Source organism: Streptomyces sp. NPDC051662, assembly GCF_040681655.1.
GTDB lineage: Bacteria > Actinomycetota > Actinomycetes > Streptomycetales > Streptomycetaceae > Streptomyces.
The window spans coordinates 1-16,759 of sequence record NZ_JBFAZD010000051.1 but is presented as its reverse complement, the minus strand read 5'-3'; the positions used below and the strand labels follow the sequence as shown (position 1 = coordinate 16,759).

At 68.0% G+C, this 16,759-nt stretch carries 14 protein-coding genes and 1 pseudogene; 8 read left to right on the top strand and 7 right to left on the bottom strand.

Going from position 1 to position 16,759, the window contains the following annotated elements; all coding sequences use genetic code 11:
• Positions 1-661: 661 nt before the first annotated feature.
• The 5 genes and pseudogenes from AB0M67_RS40665 to AB0M67_RS40645 all read left to right on the top strand — a co-directional run.
• A complete protein-coding gene (locus AB0M67_RS40665) occupies positions 662-1,270 on the top strand; it encodes a carbonic anhydrase (RefSeq protein WP_365753161.1) in 609 nt (202 codons plus the stop codon).
• Positions 1,267-2,796: a SulP family inorganic anion transporter gene (locus AB0M67_RS40660; RefSeq protein WP_365753160.1), complete on the top strand. Its 1,530-nt coding sequence runs from the start codon at positions 1,267-1,269 to the stop codon at positions 2,794-2,796. Before AB0M67_RS40665 ends, AB0M67_RS40660 begins: the two co-directional genes overlap by 4 nt.
• A 315-nt stretch (positions 2,797-3,111) precedes the next feature.
• A complete protein-coding gene (locus AB0M67_RS40655) occupies positions 3,112-4,098 on the top strand; it encodes a cation diffusion facilitator family transporter (RefSeq protein WP_365753180.1) in 987 nt (328 codons plus the stop codon).
• Positions 4,099-4,203: 105 nt separating this feature from the next.
• Complete coding sequence (locus AB0M67_RS40650) at positions 4,204-4,557, top strand: chromate transporter (protein ID WP_365753178.1); 354 nt, start codon at positions 4,204-4,206, stop codon at positions 4,555-4,557.
• A 75-nt stretch (positions 4,558-4,632) separates the two neighbouring features.
• A pseudogene (locus tag AB0M67_RS40645) lies at positions 4,633-4,740 on the top strand (pyridoxal-5'-phosphate-dependent protein subunit beta); the annotation flags it as partial.
• A gap of 235 nt (positions 4,741-4,975) precedes the next feature.
• Here the strand turns inward: AB0M67_RS40645 and AB0M67_RS40640 are convergent.
• Entirely contained in the window at positions 4,976-7,087 is a 2,112-nt protein-coding gene (locus AB0M67_RS40640; protein WP_365753158.1) for a DNA topoisomerase IV subunit B, read from the bottom strand.
• 125 nt (positions 7,088-7,212) lie between these two features.
• The gene (gene gyrB / locus AB0M67_RS40635) at positions 7,213-9,258 is read right to left on the bottom strand and encodes a DNA topoisomerase (ATP-hydrolyzing) subunit B (protein ID WP_365753156.1); all 2,046 of its coding nucleotides are present in this window, start codon (positions 9,256-9,258) and stop codon (positions 7,213-7,215) included.
• Positions 9,259-9,981: 723 nt separating this feature from the next.
• Between gyrB and AB0M67_RS40630 the strand changes: the two genes are divergently transcribed.
• Together AB0M67_RS40630 and AB0M67_RS40625 are read left to right on the top strand one after the other, a co-directional pair.
• The gene (locus AB0M67_RS40630; protein WP_365753155.1) at positions 9,982-10,257 is read left to right on the top strand and encodes a hypothetical protein; all 276 of its coding nucleotides are present in this window, start codon (positions 9,982-9,984) and stop codon (positions 10,255-10,257) included.
• 465 nt (positions 10,258-10,722) lie between these two features.
• Positions 10,723-11,211 carry a hypothetical protein gene (locus AB0M67_RS40625; protein ID WP_365753154.1) on the top strand — a complete coding sequence of 163 codons (489 nt, stop codon included), beginning with the start codon at positions 10,723-10,725 and terminating at the stop codon, positions 11,209-11,211.
• 562 nt (positions 11,212-11,773) lie between these two features.
• Here AB0M67_RS40625 and AB0M67_RS40620 read toward each other — a convergent pair.
• Positions 11,774-12,511 carry an SDR family NAD(P)-dependent oxidoreductase gene (locus tag AB0M67_RS40620; RefSeq protein ID WP_365753153.1) on the bottom strand — a complete coding sequence of 246 codons (738 nt, stop codon included), beginning with the start codon at positions 12,509-12,511 and terminating at the stop codon, positions 11,774-11,776.
• A gap of 171 nt (positions 12,512-12,682) precedes the next feature.
• On the opposite strand from AB0M67_RS40620, the gene AB0M67_RS40615 reads away from it, so the two are divergent.
• Positions 12,683-13,318 carry a helix-turn-helix domain-containing protein gene (locus AB0M67_RS40615; RefSeq protein WP_365753152.1) on the top strand — a complete coding sequence of 212 codons (636 nt, stop codon included), beginning with the start codon at positions 12,683-12,685 and terminating at the stop codon, positions 13,316-13,318.
• A gap of 375 nt (positions 13,319-13,693) precedes the next feature.
• On the opposite strand, the gene AB0M67_RS40610 is transcribed toward AB0M67_RS40615, so the two are convergent.
• The 4 genes from AB0M67_RS40610 to AB0M67_RS40595 form a co-directional block, all read right to left on the bottom strand.
• Entirely contained in the window at positions 13,694-13,846 is a 153-nt protein-coding gene (locus AB0M67_RS40610) for a hypothetical protein (protein WP_365753151.1), read from the bottom strand.
• A 402-nt stretch (positions 13,847-14,248) separates the two neighbouring features.
• A complete protein-coding gene (locus AB0M67_RS40605; protein ID WP_365753149.1) occupies positions 14,249-15,130 on the bottom strand; it encodes a methyltransferase domain-containing protein in 882 nt (293 codons plus the stop codon).
• Positions 15,131-15,261: 131 nt separating this feature from the next.
• Positions 15,262-16,341 carry an NlpC/P60 family protein gene (locus AB0M67_RS40600; protein WP_365753148.1) on the bottom strand — a complete coding sequence of 360 codons (1,080 nt, stop codon included), beginning with the start codon at positions 16,339-16,341 and terminating at the stop codon, positions 15,262-15,264.
• Positions 16,342-16,438: 97 nt separating this feature from the next.
• Positions 16,439-16,759 (bottom strand): HAMP domain-containing protein (locus AB0M67_RS40595; RefSeq protein ID WP_365753146.1); only part of this gene is annotated, 321 nt, incomplete at its 5' end.

Here is a 16,759-nt window from a genome sequence, read left to right as displayed (position 1 = left end):
TGGTGAAACCCCTCCGTAACCACAGGGCACCCGCTGCGTTTACTATGGCAACTAACCTCATGGACAAGCGAATTCGTACGTCGTCATAGCTGGGCCGCTTCGAGCACTGTGAGACTGGGAGCTGAGCGTCGTGTCGCAAAGCAAGTCGGCGTGGGCCCTCTTGGGGGCTCTTACCGCCGTCTTGCTGGTCCTTCAGCTGTTTACTCACACGGCGCCGGTGGGATCCGTCCACTCACGGCACATGACGGCCGCCCAAGCTGAGACGGTCACCTGCCACGGCTCGCTCATCCTCGGTGATGTGTCCCAGCACTACCTGACACGCGATCGCCAGTGGTCCGAGACGTACGCCCCTGACGGGTCCACAGCCGACGCGCCCGCCATGGACGCCGGTGTGCTCGTGGAATCTCCGTTCCCGTCCGCCGGAGTTTCACTCTCGCAACCAAGATCGGCCGTCGGACCGACTCTCGCGGTGCTTCAGACCTACCGCTGCTGATCGAGCCCGCGGGCAAGCGCCGATTCCGACGGCTGGAGCCGGGCTCCGGCCGCCGTGCTCACCCGCGCGTTCGCGCGGGGCATCGGGTGCCCATTCCCGCTCGCTGTTGTGACACTCCGCCCTGTAGGACCGACGCGCCCCCGTGGCGCGCCCAGGAGGCATCCCCACATGCAGCCCCTCATCGATTACGCCAGGTCGTTCCGGCAGCAGACCGCGGCGCGGCCGGAAGAATTCGCCCGGCTCGCCGAAGGCCAGGCACCGCAGGCCCTGTTCATCACCTGTTCCGACTCACGGGTCATCCCGTCCCTGATCACCGGCGCCCGCCCGGGGGAACTCTTCGAACTGCGCACCGCGGGGAACATCGTTCCGCCCTACGATCCCGGGCGGCCGACCGGCGAAGCGGCCACCATCGAGTACGCGGTGGAGGTCCTCGGTGTCACGGACGTGGTCGTCTGCGGTCACTCGCACTGCGGCGCCGTGGGCGCGCTCGTACGCGGCGACGATCTGACGGCCGTGCCCGCCGTACGCGACTGGCTCACCCATGCGGCACCCCATGCGGCACCCCGTGCGGACGGCACGAAGGCCGACGGTGATCCCGCGATCGCGGACGCGGTGCAGTCCCATGTCCTGGCCCAGATTCTCAGGCTGCGCTCGTACCCGTACCTCGCCCGGCGTCTCGACGCCGGGCAACTGCGCCTGCACGCCTGGTTCTACGAGATCCACACCGGGACCGTGCTGGCACACCGCCCGTCCGCCGACACCTTCGTCGCGCTGTGAGCGCGCGCAGGGGGAGCGCCGGTCCATCGTCCGACGCCTCCCGCAGGGGCAGTCACCGCAAACCAACGGGCGCCTCGGGCTTCCTTCCGCGGCAGGACTTCGCCGCCTCCCTCGTCGTCTTCCTCGTCGCCCTGCCGCTGTGCGTCGGGGTGGCCGTGGCCTCCGGGGTTCCGGCGGAACTCGGCCTGGTCACCGGGATCGTGGGCGGGTTGGTGACCGGGCTGCTGCCCGGCAGCAGCCTCCAGGTCAGTGGCCCGGCGGCCGGACTGACAGTGCTCGTGTTCGAGGCCGTGCAGGAGTACGGACTCCCCGTGCTGGGCGTCATCGTCCTCGCCACCGGACTGCTCCAGATCCTGATGGGGGCACTTCGGTGGGGGCGGTGGTTCCGTGCCATCTCGGTCGCCGTGGTCGAGGGCATGCTCGCCGGGATCGGACTTGTCCTGATCGCGGGCCAGCTCTACTCCATGGCCGACAAGAAGGCTCCGGCCGAGGGCCTCGCGAAGATCGTCGGGCTGCCCGCGATGCTTGCCGACACGGCCGGCTCGCCGCAGGCACTGGCCGCTCTCGGCCTCGGTGCCGGCACCATCGCCGTGCTCACACTGTGGAAGAAGCTCCCCAAAGCGATCCAGACGGTGCCGCCGCCACTTGCCGCCGTGGGGCTTGCCACGCTCGCCTCGGTGCTCCTCGGCATGCCGGTGTCCAAGGTCGAGGTGCGGGGTCTGCTCGGCGCCGTCCAGCCCCCGTCACCAGGGGCTTTCGGGGAACTCATCAATGTGGGTGTCCTCGGCACGGTGGTCGCATTCACTCTGATCGCCTCGGCGGAGAGCCTGTTCAGCGCGGCTGCGGTGGACCGGCTGCACAACGGAGCGCGCACCCATTACGACAAGGAACTGATGGCGCAAGGCGCGGGCAACGCCGTATGTGGCGTACTCGGCGCGCTGCCGATGACCGCGGTGATCGTGCGCAGCGCGGCCAACGTCCAGGCGGGGGCGCGGACGAGGGCATCCCGCGTGCTGCACGGTGTCTGGCTGCTGCTTTTCGCCGCACTGCTCCCGGCCGCGCTGGGAGTCATCCCGATCCCGGCGCTCGCGGGCATCCTCGTCTACTCCGGTTTCAAGCTGATCCCCGCCAAGGAGGTGGCAGGGCTGTGGCGTGAGCACCGGGGCGAGGCGCTGATCCTGGTCGTCACAGCGGTGTCGATCGTCGCGGTGAGCATGTTCGAGGGCGTACTGATCGGGCTCGCCCTCGCGGTCGTGAAGACGGCGTGGGAGACCTCGCACGCCCAGTTGGAGGTCGTGGACAAGGGCGCCGGCCCCATTCAGGCATACGTATCGGGAAACGCCACGTTCCTGCGACTCCCGAAGATCCTCGACAGTCTGGAGGCGCTGCCGCGGAATCGCCCGATCCAGCTCGACCTGTCAGGGCTGCACCACCTTGACCACGCGTGCCGTACCGCCCTGGAGAACTGGGCCGTGCGGCATAGCTCCGCGGGCATCGAGCCTGTGGAAGTCACCTCCTCCACCTGACGCCCACGGCGGCTGGGCGGTCGTCGTTCCACGACCGCCCAGCCGCCAAGGTATGGCCCCCGGTCACACGTACCTCGGCTGCCGTGATGGCCCGTTTGCCCATGTCTTGCTGTTGCTCACCGCATGCACCTAATAGATGCTTTCGTGCGCGCATACGCACATAATGAAATGAGTGAGCCGTGCCCAACCCACCTGCCCTGTACGTGAGACCGGAAGGTGTGAGCTGCCGTGAGCGAGACGAGCGCATGCCGGGAACCACACAGCCCTGACCATCGGGATCACGGACACGATCACGGGGCAGGCCGATGGGCGAGGATCAAGCACGGTGTCGCCCATGCCGTGACCCCGCACAGTCACAAGGCGGCGGACAAGGTCGACCCGGCGATGGAGTCCTCGGCGGAGGGCATGCGCACCCTGTGGATCTCGCTCGCGGTGCTGGGCGTGACGACCGTGCTGCAGGCCGTGGTTGTGGTCATGTCCGGATCGGTCGCCCTGCTGGGGGACACGGTCCACAACGCGGCCGACGCGCTGACCGCCGTGCCGCTGGGCATCGCCTTCGTCCTCGGGCGGCGGGCGGCGACCCGCAGGTTCACGTACGGCTACGGCAGAGCCGAGGACATCGCGGGCATCGTCATCCTGCTCACCATCAGCGCATCCGCCGTGCTCGCGGCCTACACCTCGGTGGACCGGCTGCTGCACCCCCGTGAGATCTCCTACCTGCCGGCGGTCGCCGCAGCTGCGGTCATCGGGTTCATCGGTAACGAGTGGGTGGCCCGCTACCGCATCAGCACCGGCCGGAAGATCGGCTCGGCGGCGCTGATCGCCGACGGTCTGCACGCCCGGACCGACGGCTTCACCTCGCTCGCCGTCCTGCTGGGCGTCGGCGGGGCCGCGATCGGCTGGCCCCTCGCCGACCCCATCGTCGGCCTGCTGATCACCCTCGCGATCCTGGCGGTCCTCAAGGACGCCGCCACGGAGATCTTCCGCCGCCTCATGGACGCGGTCGATCCCGCCCTGGTCGACCGCGCTGAAACGGCGCTGTGCGCGGTACCGGGCGTGGTCGAGGTCGGCGAACTGAGGATGCGGTGGATCGGCCATCAACTGCGGGCCGAGGCGGCTGTCGTCATCGACGGTTCCCTGAGCCTGACCGCCGCTCACCAGGTGGCCGTCGAAGCCGAGCATGCCCTGCTGCATGCCGTCCCCCGTCTGACGGCCGCACTGATTCATCCCGACCCGACCCGTACGGATGGGGAGGACCCGCACGCCACTCTCGCCCACCACGGCCGAGTGGCAGTGCCGTAGCGGCCGGACTGCAGCACACGACGCTGGTCATGTCGCTGGCGCCACGCCAAGGACACGGCTCGGCCAGGCCGTTGTGACTCAGGTTGGGCACACGGGGTTGGATGACTGGTCGGAGAGGTACGTCGACTGTTCCTGCGGGGTGAGATTCCGCTGGAGGGCTCGGCAGATCCTGTTGATGGCTTCGGCCGGGCGGGGCAGGGGAACGTCGGTACCGGCAGCGTCTTCACCACAGAGGCCACAGAGGGACTGTTCTTCTCCAGCACGGCGGTGGTGACCTTCGACGGGGCCTATGCCGTACTCGCGTACGTCGCTCAGCAGGCCGTTCAGACGTACGGCCGGCTGAGCGCCGACGAGACGGTCCGCGGCCTCGGCCTGGCCGAGACGACCCCGGGCCCGCTGATCGGACTGAGCCGTCGGTCCCTCACCCCCGCCTGCCTTCATGCCGAGCGCGCGGGGTGAGCCCCTGTCGTACGGCGCTCTTCCAGAGCGAAGCAGAAAGCAGCCACCATGCACCGCCCTGCCATCAACGTGCTCTCCCGCGGAGTCGGCCGCTCCCTCGCCGGAAAAGTCCACGGCCACCCCGTCACCGTGGTCACAGACCCCGGCCTGGAACCGGACATGCACCGGCTGCTGTCCGCCCACGCTCAGCGCGCCCGAACCCAACCCCAACACCATTCCGGAGGAACGCCTTTGGAGGGCTCCACCCACCGCCGCTGCTACTGCCGCGACCGACCCGCACACCGGCAAGCCGTTCGGCAAGAAGTGCGCGATTCTCGGCCTCGCCGACGCTGACGACTCCGAGGGTCTGCCCCAGATCGCCGAGTTGCTGGAAAAGGTGGCTGAAGAGAAGACGCCGAGGTGCGGATGCGGCGGTGGCTCAGAGGTCGAGCCGGGACCGGTCGAGCCCCGCGGCGGAGCGTGAGATGAACTCCTTGCGGGGCGCGACGTCGTTGCCCATCAGGAGGTCGAAGACCCGCTCGGCGGCCTCCAGATCGGTGAGGTTGATGCGGCGCAGCGTACGGTGGCGCGGGTCCATCGTCGTCTCGGCCAGTTGGTCGGCGTCCATCTCGCCCAGGCCCTTGTAGCGCTGGATGGAGTCCTTGTACCGGACTCCCGTGCTCCGGAACTCCGTGAGCGTGTCGCGCAGCTCGCGGTCGGAGTGGGTATAGACGTACTTGTCCTGGCCTTTCTTGGGCTGGACGAGCTCGACGCGGTGGAGTGGTGGCACCGCGGTGAAGACCCGGCCGGCCTCGACCATGGGCCGCATGTAACGGTGGAACAGGGTCAGCAGCAGGGTACGGATGTGGGAGCCGTCCACGTCGGCGTCGGTCATCATGATGATCTTTCCGTAGCGGGCCTGGCCGAGGTCGAAGGTACGGCCGGACCCGGCCCCCATGACCTGGATGATCGCGCCGCACTCCGCGTTCTTGAGCATGTCGGTCACCGAAGCCTTCTGGACGTTGAGGATCTTGCCGCGGATCGGCAGCAGCGCCTGGAACTCGGAGTCGCGCGCCAGCTTGGCGGTGCCCAGTGCGGAGTCGCCCTCGACGATGAACAGTTCGCTGCGGCCGATGTCGTCGCTGCGGCAGTCGGCGAGCTTGGCGGGCAGCGAGGAGGACTCCAGGGCGGTCTTGCGGCGCTGGGCGTCCTTGTGCTGACGGGCGGCGATACGCGTACGGGCCGCGGAGACGGCCTTGTTCATGACGGCGCGGGCCTGCTGGGCGGCGTCGCGCTTGGCGGAGGTCAGGAATGCCTTGAGTTCCTTGGCCACGACGGCGTTCACGATGCGGCGGGCCGCCGAGGTGCCGAGGACCTCCTTGGTCTGGCCCTCGAACTGCGGCTCCGCGAGGCGCACCGTCACGACCGCCGTGAGACCTTCCAGGGCGTCGTCCTTGGTGATGTCGTCCTCGGCGGCACGGAGCAGCTTCTTGGCTCGTAGTACCTCGTTCATCGTCTTGGCCACCGCCTGCTCGAAGCCGGTGACGTGGGCGCCGCCCTTGGGGGTGGCGATGATGTTGACGAACGATCTGAGGGTGGTGTCGTAGCCGGTGCCCCAGCGCATCGCGACGTCGACGCCGAGCTCCCGGGTGACCTCGGTGGGCGCCATCTGCCCGTGCTCGTCGAGCACCGGGACCGTTTCCTTGAAGCTGCCCTGCCCGCTGAAGCGCAGGACATCGCAGATGCCTCTGTCGCCGGCCAGGTACTCGCAGAACTCGCTGATGCCGCCGTCGAAACGGAAGGATTCCTCGCCCTTGCCGCCGCCCGCGCCGAGACCGTACTCGTCGCGGACGACAATGGTCAGCCCTGGCACCAGGAACGAGGTCTGGCGAGCGCGCTGGTGCAGTGTGTCCAAGGAGAGCTTGGCCTCCCTGAGGAAGATCTGGCGGTCGGCCCAGTACCGCACGCGCGTACCGGTACGCGACGTGGGGATCTTGGCCGTTCGGCGCAGGCCCTGGGCGGGGATGAAGGGGGCATCGGGTCCGGGGGCGGTGTAGGTGCCGGGGACGCCGTGGCGGAAGCTGATGGCGTGGATTCGGCCGTAGCGGTCGACCTCGATGTCGAGCCGGGCGGAGAGGGCGTTCACCACGGAGGCGCCGACGCCGTGCAGACCGCCGGAGGCGGCGTAGGAGCCGCCGCCGAACTTTCCGCCGGCGTGGAGTTTGGTGTAGGCGATCTCGACGCCGGACAGGCCGGTGCGGGGTTCGTTGTCCACGGGGATGCCGCGGCCGTTGTCGCTCACCTCCACCGACCCGTCCTCGTGGAGGATGACCTCGATGCGGTCGCAGGCGCCGGCCAGAGCCTCGTCGACGGCGTTGTCGATGATCTCCCACAGGCAATGCATCAGGCCGCGGCTGTCGCTGGAGCCGATGTACATGCCGGGGCGCTTGCGCACGGCCTCAAGTCCTTCGAGGACCATGAGGTGCCGCGCGGTGTAGTCGGAGCCGTCCTGGACGCGGCTGCCGGTGGACGGGACGGGGAACGTGCTCACGTAATGCTCTTCTCAGCGACGGACGGGCAACGGTGGATCGCCCAGGCCGCGTTCGCGGCCTGGGCGAATCGGCGGCCTGGGCGAGTGGGCGGCCTGGGGGAGCGGGCGGCCAGGAGCCGGCGCGATCAGATGTCGAGGAAGCGCACGTCCTTGGCGTTGCGTTGGATGAAGGAGCGCCGGGCCTCGACGTCCTCGCCCATCAGGACGGAGAAGAGGGCGTCGGCAACGGCCGCGTCGTCAAGGGTGATCTGGCCCAGGACACGGTGCTCCTGGTCCATGGTCGTGATGCGCAGCTCCTCGGCGTTCATCTCGCCCAGGCCCTTGAACCGCTGGATGGAGTCCTCCCTGAACCGGCGGCCGTCCTGCCGGCCCCGTTCCAGCAGTACGTCGCGTTCACGGTCGGAGTAGGCGTACTCCACGTGGTCCCGGCCCCACTTGATCTTGTAGAGCGGCGGCCGGGAGAGGTAGACATGTCCGTGCTCGATCAGCGGCCGCATGAAGCGGAACAGGAAGGTCAGCAGCAGGGTGTTGATGTGCTGGCCGTCGACGTCGGCGTCCGCCATCAGAATAATCTTGTGGTACCGGAGCTTCTCGATGGCGAAGTCCTCGTGCACGCCCGTGCCGAACGCGGAGATCATCGACTGGACCTCCTGGTTGTGCAGGATCTTGTCGATACGGGCCTTCTCGACGTTGAGGATCTTGCCGCGGATGGGAAGGATCGCCTGGTACCGCGGGTCGCGGCCGGACTTGGCGGAGCCGCCGGCGGAGTCGCCCTCGACAATGAAGATCTCGCTCTTCGCCGGTTCGCTGGACTGGCAGTCGGACAGCTTGCCCGGCAGGGCCGCTGACTCCAGCAAGCCCTTGCGGCGTGTCAGGTCCCGTGCTTTGCGGGCCGCAAGCCGGGCGGTGGCCGCCTGCGTCGCCTTGCGGACGATGTCGGCCGCCTCATTGGGATTGCCGTCGAACCAGTCCGTCAGCCGCTCGTGCACGACCTTCTGCACGAACGTCCTGGCCTCGCTGTTGCCCAGCTTGGTCTTGGTCTGGCCCTCGAACTGCGGCTCACCCAACTTGACCGAGATGATCGCCGTCAGACCCTCGCGGATGTCCTCACCCGTGAGGTTGCCGTCCTTCTCGCGCAGCAGCTTCTTCTCACGCGCGTACCGGTTGACGACCGTGGTCAGCGCCGTGCGGAAGCCCTCCTCATGAGTGCCGCCCTCGTGCGTGTGGATGGTGTTGGCGTAGGAGTGGACGCTGTCGGCGAACTGGCTGTTCCACTGCAGCGAGACCTCCACCGACAGCAGCCGCTCGGTGTCCTCTGCGGCGATGGAGACGACGGAGGGGTGGACCGGTTCCCCTTTGCGGGCATTGAGGTAGGCGACGAAGTCGGTGATGCCGCCGTCGTAGCGGTAGGAGACCGTCTTCGGGGCCCGCTCCCCGGCGGTGTCCGGACCCGCTTCGTCGGCCGCGGACGTCGCGCGGGCCGACGCGCGCTCATCGGTGAGGGTCAGGGTCAGCCCCCGGTTGAGGAAGGCCATCTCCTGGAACCGCCTGGCCAGCGTCTCGAAGGAGTAGTCGGTGGTCTCGAAGATGCCGCCGTCCGCCCAGAACGTCAGGGACGTGCCCGTCTTCGAGGTGGCCTCGTGGCGGGCCAGCGGCGCGGCCGGCGCCCCGTCCTTGTACTCCTGGGTCCACCGGTGGCCGTCGGTCCAGATCTCCGCCGTCAGCCTGGTCGAGAGCGCGTTGACCACTGACAGGCCCACCCCGTGCAGACCGCCGGAGACGGCGTACCCGCCGCCCCCGAACTTGCCGCCCGCGTGCAGCACGGTCAGTACGACTTCCACGGCCGGCTTCTTTTCCACCGGGTGCATACCCACCGGGATGCCGCGCCCGTTGTCGATCACCCGTACGCCGCCGTCGGCCAGGATCGTGGCATCGATCCGGTCGGCCACCCCGGCCAGCGCCTCATCGACGGAGTTGTCCACGATCTCCTGCACCAGATGGTGCAGACCCCGCTCGCCCGTGGAGCCGATGTACATCCCGGGCCGCTTGCGTACGGCGTCGAGCCCGTCCAGGACGGTGATCGCGTTGGCGTCGTACACGGCAGACCCGGCATGGCCGTTCTGCTCGGCGCCGGAGATATCGGAGGCGGCGTGAGTGCCGGAAGTAGTCACAATGCTCTCTTTTCGGGCATGGCAAACCACGCTCCCGCGCGCCATGGTGCGGGAGTGGTCGGATCGCTGGACGGAGAACGTGACGCGGGCAGGCCGAGGGGGACCCCCGGGGCCCGCGAATCCCGGCGCCGGGAGGGCGACGGGACGCGTTCCACGATATCGAAAGTGCGACGCGAACCTACGGCAAGGAGCGTCGTAGACGCCCATCTCGCCGCCGCTCGGCCGGTCAGTCAATCCCCCCTGCCTTCCAGGCGGGAAAGTCCGGGAGGGTGGCACGTGGTGGCTTTCTAGGTGCTTTGGTGCGCCGGGCTACAGAGGCTTTTTCAGCGTGACGCTCCGCGGTCGAAAGCCGGCCTTCCGGGGCGCGCGGCGGCCCGCCGTCCGCGGTGGTCAACGAAGACCGGCTCGACCAGCAAGTCGCCTGCCCGGCAACGCGCGAGACAGGCCGGCTGCCCGCGGAATGCAGGTCCGACATGCCCACCCAGTGGCAGTGAACGCCCCCCCCGGCATTGGAGCGCGCCCGACTGCGAGGCGAGACGTCGGTGAGGCGTCTATGCGGCCACCAACTGGTCGACCCGGCGCAGCGCCTGTCCGGCACGCACCACCTGGCGCCGCAGTTGGCGAGCTTCGCCAACTGCGGCGCTCACGGGTGTGTCAGTGGTGTCGCGTAGCGTTCATGCGAAATGTGCGGGCTGTGACCTGCGCGGATGGGTGGGCCGCGGCGTGAGTGACCGTATGGAGTGGTTGGCGGGGCGCGATCGGGACGCGGCGCTGATCATCAGGACCGATTACAGCGACGAACAGGCAGTGGCCGTGCTGGCCAGGGAAGAGTGCGACAGCGACGAGGAGTTCGAAGCGGACGGCGGCGAGTTCCGCACCGTCCCTGCCGGCGTCCATGAGATGCACGCGAACCTGATGATCGCCAATCTGTCCTTTGGCGATTTCAAAGAAGCGGCCGAGGAAGACCCCCAGGGCACCTTCCAAGGGTTCGCCACCTGAACGACTCGGGACTCGGCTCGCCAACTGGACCGCTCATCCGCCGGCTGAAGCGCTCAGTCACATCTCCATGGACCACGCAGTCCGCGTCACATCGCCAGCGCTCGAACTCACAGTTCATCAGGCCCCAGGTATCGCCAACAACACCTTTCGCAGTGAGGCAAGGTGGGACACTCACGCCCGAACCGGTACCCGACCGGACGTCGCCCCGACGTCCGCGGCCACGCCGGCCAGCCCGGTCCGCACCCAGGAGACCGCCTCGGACGGCCGCCGCCACGCGCTCGCCGTGCACCGGGCACAGGCCGAACGTATGGGCAGGCCAAGGAGGTCAGACCAGCTGGTTCCCCGTTCAGTTCGAGCCCGTTCGAGCACGAGGATTCGGCAAGCTTCCCACTCGCGGACTGGAACGGTGGTCTCGTGGGGAAGAACCGACCACGGTCCCATGGTGTCGTGCGGGGGAGCAGGCAGATGAACTCAGACACGGTTACTGCCATCGCGGCGACGGTCATAGCGCTCGGATCGCTCTGGGTCAGCTACACGCAGGCCAAGGAGAGCAGGCTACATAGCCACCAGTCTGTCAGGCCTGTCCTCCAAGTACGACGATTCAAGGAACGCGGAGACAGCAAGGCCGGAATTGAGGTCATCAATGCCGGTCTGGGGCCGGCCATCGTGACGAAGTCAGTGGTGAGACTAGATGGAGAAGAAATCGGACAATGGAATTACCACACCCAGGAACGCGTCTCGGAGTCGTTGTCAGTGCGACCCGAGGCGTTCTCCCTTCGTCCAGGTGCCGTAGTGCTGGCTGGGCAGTCCACCTTCCTCTTTGCCCTGGAAGAGTTCAGTGAGGACCAGCATGACTGGTTCTGGAATCTCATCACCCGACGTCTGGTGATCGAGATTCACTATGAATCCCTTTACGGCGGTGAGGATTTCAAGGCGATGTCACCAGCGTTCTGAGGTGTCCCGGACCGAACGGTATGCGAAGTCCAGGACGCGAGCCGCGGAAGCGGGTTCCTTCCTCGCTCGATGACGAGCCGCCAAACCGATGACCTGCCACCCGTTACGACGTCGGCAAGACCGTGAAACGACCCGAGAGCATCAGCCAACGAAACCTACTCAGACCATAGAGCAAGCAATGCTCAAGACCTGTGGATCGGCCTCGGGCTGGCACGCGAAGGGCGTACCTTCCCGAATGATCCTGTGATGGTCATCGAGTCCGCACAGGAACGCTGGCGGGCCGTGAACGCGCCCCACCTCGTCGCCCGGTCCGGGCCGGCGCCCACTTCGAACGCGGCCACCTCGTCGAACGCCCCGAGACACTTGCGGCATGAACAACCTCAACCGACCGGCAGGCATTGACGATTTGCTCCGGCTCGGCAAACCGACGAGCCACGGCACCAGCGCCTCCGCGAGGTGCTGACACCCGGCGGCCTTGCCGGGGCTTCTCGTTTCACCTCCTCGATGCCATCGAGTCCAGCCGCTGGTGCGCGAGCCCCGACGGTGGGCCCGCACACCGTTTTCAGCGGATCTGGTCGGTCGGTCGGATCAGGATCTCGTTGACGGCGACATGCTCGGGCTGGGTGAGCGCGTACAGGACGGCACCGGCGATGTCCCGGGATTGAAGCGTCCGCATGGAGTCGGCGTAGTTCTTGGCGAGGACCTGCATAGCGGGGTCGGTGATATGGGTGGCCAGCTCGGTCGCGACCATTCCGGGTTCGATGACGATGACGCGTACGCCCTGCGCGGTGACTTCCTGCCGCAAGGCTTCCGAGAAGGCGGTGATGCCGAACTTGGTTGCGGCGTACACACCGCCGCCGGCAGACGCGGTGCGCCCTGAAGTCGAGGAAATCTGCACCACGGCGCCCTTGCTCTCCAGCAGGTAGGGCAGGGCGGCATGGGCCGTGTACATCGATCCCAGGAGGTTGGTGTCAATCATGCGTGTCCACTCGGCGGTGTCCGCGTTCAGGATCGGTCCGCTGAGCATGACGCCGGCGTTGTTCACGAGGGCGTCGAGGGCGCCGAAGTGCTCGACGGTCGCCGTGACCGCGTCTTGCACGGACTCGCGGTCGGTGACATCGAGTTCCAGGACCAGGATCTCCCCGGAGGCGTCCTGCGCGAGCGACTTCAGCCGATCGGCCCGGCGGGCCCCGACCGCCACCCGGGCGCCGCCTTCGGACAGGGCAAGCGCGGTGGCCTGTCCGATACCCGAGGAGGCGCCGGTGACCAGGACGACCTTTCCGTCAAGGGTGTTGCTCATGTCTTCCTCCGATAGATGCATGGTGAGAGGCGGTAGCCCGCCAGGTGTCTTGACGACAGCCGGCGGTTGAGCCAGTAGAAAGTGACCGCTGGGTCATTTTGAGCGTAGCACCAAACATGACCGCTCGGTCATGTTGCTGGTAGACTCGTGCCCGCCGGATAAGGGGTACGTATGAGTGAGACGACCACTGCGGGTCGGCGGGCGGACATGGTGCGCAATCGGCGCCTTCTGCTCCAGGCCGCGACGAAGGCGTTCGCGGAGCTGGGGACGGACGTGTCGATGGGCGAGATCGCCCAACGCGCCGGCCTGGCCAAAGGCACCGTGTTCAGGCACTTCGCATCGAAGGAAGACCTGCTTGCGGCGATCATGCTGCAGCTTGTCGACCGGCTGATCGGCACAGCGGAGCGCCTGGCTGAGGCCGACGACGCGGATGCGGCGCTGGTGGAGTTCATGGCCGACAGCATCGAGACTCTGGCCGCCGACCGCGCGTTCTGCGAAGTGATCGGGCGCCCGTCACTGGACCATGCCGGCGTACGGGACGCGATCGGCCGCCTTTGCGGCGCCGCGGAGGCACTCACTGCCCGGGCGCAGGAGCAGGGAACCGTCCGCGGCGATGTGACGGGCACGGACATCGTGCTGCTGCTCGCGGGCATCCATCAAACGGCAGCGCCCCTGCTGGCCGCACAGCCGCAGGCATGGCGCCGCTACCTCGAACTGACCCTGGACGGGCTCCGCGCCACCGGAACCCGCACACTGCCGCATCCGCCGGGTGACCTGCACCTCGGTGAGTATTCCAGGAAGAGCTGACCTGCGGCCGCCGCGATCGCCATTCGCCGCGCAGCAGTCCAGCCCGTCGTGCGGACGCCGGGGACAGGACCTAAGATCTGATCTCCGAACGAAACTGAGATCAACCCATCCACAGGTCTTGAGGATTACTCTCGGCGGCGCCCACGGTGCGTGTACGCAAGGCGGCGTTCGTCGTGCAGCACCTGCTGGAGTGCGCGGCGCTGCTGGTGATCCTCAGCTTCGCGTAGTCACCTGCAAGAGGGTCGGGGGCCACCGAGGTGTTGGTCCGTGCAAGGAGAGACGTTCGGAGTCAGCCGCGGTTGATGCGCCGGGAGCGGGTCTGGTCGTTGAGGTTGTAGCCGCGCAGGTCGCGGATTGATCCCCACACGAGTCCGCTCACTGGCGGTGGCCACCGTTGCCGCAGGTCTGCTGGTCGGCGGCATCACCGCCGGCACCACCGACGCCTTCACCGACGACAAGCCCACCGATACGATCGCCAACGCGGCGGCCGAACGTGGATTCGTTCGGGAAGCTCACGCCGAGCACCACCGCGCGGATCTTCGCCGCTACGAGTCAGCTGGCGACTGGTTTTACGGTGCCACGGTCACACCAGAGCCTGTTCCCGCCATCATCAAGGCCACAGACCGCCAATACATCGACGAACCGGTCCACGTGTGGGGAGCCGCGGCTGTCGCCCGGTGCGAGCAGACTGGTTGGTCGGCTCGGCGCTCGCCTCCGGTGAAGGCTCGAAGTACCGGCGCACGTAGTCCGCCTTCCGGTGCCGGGACGACGTCGCCGACGTTGTCCTACACAGCGATCGGGTCGTCGTCGGGAGGAAGGGCGGCCAAGTCACCTGAGCCATCCAACGGCGACAAGTTCACAGCCATTTGTCCTCGGCGGTCCGGTCGCGTGCAGAGGCGGGCCGGGATCATCCTCAGCCTGCGCGCTGCCTCACCGAGGCTTGCGGAGCAGGAAGACGTAGTAGCCGAGGTGGTCGTTGACGAACTCGCGCAGCAGTGGCATCGAGGCGTCCATCTGCGCGGTGGTCCGGGCACCGTAACGTTCCAGGATCTCGTCGTGATGGTCGCGGTAGAGGACGTCCATGAGCTGGCCGCTCACCATGACGTTGTGGGTGTGGTCCTCCAGTCGTACGAGGTCGAATCCGGCCCGCGCCGTCCGTTCCAGCAGCGCGGCCGGGGTCTGCGGAGGTGGTGAGGTCCACACCGCGCGGTATACGGCGAGCTGCTCGAGGCTGGGATCGCCGCGGCGGGTGAACTCGGTGAACAGCAGCTGTCCGCCGGGGCGAAGTACCCGCCAGGCGTGGCGCAGGGCGGCGAGGCGGTCGGACATGTGGGGGAAGGAGTCGATGGCCCAGGCCGCGTCGTACGACGCGTCGGTGTGTTCTTCGCCCAGGTCCATGGCATCGCCGTGGACGAAGGCGACCCGGTCGCGCAGTCCCGCCTCGCGGGCCCGCGTCTCGCACAGCGGGATCTGGGACTGGCTGACGGTGATTCCGGTGACCCGGGCGCCGGTCGCGCGCGCGAGGCGCACGGCGGGGCCGCCGGTGCCGCAGCCGATATCGAGGAGGTGGTCCTGCGGGCCGAGGTCCAGCGCGTCGATGTAATGGTCGGTCTGGCGGTCCATGGCCAGGTTGGCCAGATCGAGGAGGGTGGAGGCGCGGGCGGGTCCGCCGGGGGGCGTCCACATACCGATGTGGATGGCCGAGTCGCCGAGGATCATTCCGTAAAGGTCGCCGAACTCGTCGTACGAGGCGCCGACTTCTCCGGCTGTAGGGGCGGTCTGAGTGCTCTGGGGTGTGTCATCCGCTGCCATGGTGGTCACGATAGTGAGGTATCACCGCTGCCACCGCGCGGGAAACAGCCACACCGGCGGCCCGGATTCCCGTCCCGCCCAAGCGCTCTCACCCCACGTGCCGCACACGCCACACGGCGCCCTCGTGCGGATCAGAGGCGTTTCGCGCTGCGCAGCGCGGTGGCGTAATAGCCGTCGCCGTTCAGGCGGGAGCTGCCTCCCTCGTCGCCCATCGTCGGACCGTTCACCTCCTTCCTGCTCGATATGAAGATCTGGTGCCCCTCCGTGTCCGGACCCAGGTACATGCCGATGTGGTCCAGGCGGGACTCCGGCCGCGGCTCGGTCTTGAAGAAGACCAGGTCGCCCGGTTGGAGCACGCTGATGGACTTCGGGCGCTCGTAGTGCGGCGCGGAGCCCGACAGCTCGATGATGTCCACGCCCGCAGTGGAGCGCGCCATGCCGTCGGCGGTACGTGGCAGTCCGGCGCCGGTGCCGTCGGGCGCCGTCAGCGGATAGCGGCCCCGGTAGCCGAACACGGTCCGGATGTAGCCCGAGCAGTCGATCGAGCGGTAGCGCGCGGCCTCCGGCTTCTTGGTGGTGCCGTCACGGAAGGTGTACGAGACGCCCAAGTAGTCGTAGAAGTCGGACTCTTCGAGGCGCGGCGCCTCGCCTTCGCCGCCGTTCGGGTTGAGCGGACCGTAGTCCGCGTCGCCCGCGTACGGGACGCCCTCGTCGTCCGTCCTGACCGGCGCGCCCTCGACGTACTGGAACGCGATCGCGAAGAGGTCGTCCCGCTCGCTGCCGTTGTACTCCTTGAACCAGTCCTTGAACCACTGTTCCTTCTCGGCCCCTTTCGTCCACACCTCCGGCATCAGCCGTACCCAGCTCTGGGTGACCACCCGGGACGAGGTGTTGGCCGGCTCGTCGAAGGTACGGCTGGGACCGGTGAGAGTGGCCGTACGGGCGCCGTCGGTGAAGGTGGCGAGTATGTCGCCGTTGCCGGTCCGCAGCACCGAGCGGTCCGGGTTCCTCAGCCGCTCCCAGTCCTGTTCCCCGGCGCTCCTGGCGAAACCCGACCTCAGGTGGGGGATGTCGGTGATGGTCTGGATGGCGGGCGCCTTCGCCTGCTCGTCCTTGCGGAGTTCGACGGTGAAATAGGCGCTGCCGGCCAGCAGCGAGAGTACGGTCACGCCGTGCAGGACGGGTCGGCCGCGCTTGGACTTGGCACTCATGACGATTCGGCTCCGTGGGTGGGCGGTTCAGACGGACGGCAGGACACCGAGCAGGTTGTCTACGGTCAGGACGCCATGGGCGGTGAACGCGGGTCGGTCAGATCCTTTCGGCGAGGGCCGGCGGCGCGCCTTCGCGTCTGCGCTGCTCCTGGAGTTGCTGGCGCAGGAGTTCCAGGGAGCGTGTGATGGCCCCGACCTCGTCGTGATGGCGCGGGTAGAGGACGGTGCGGCGGTCGCCGTCGGCCAGTGTCTCGGCCTGGCCGGCCAGTTCGCGCAGGGGACGTACGACCACGATGTGGAGCCAGCCCAGGCAGGCGGCGGCCGCGGTGACCCCGAGCAGTCCGGCGAGTACGGTGCGGTTCTGCGCGCTGTACTCGGGGATGGCGAGGGCGGAGGCGGGCTGCCAGCTGACGACGGT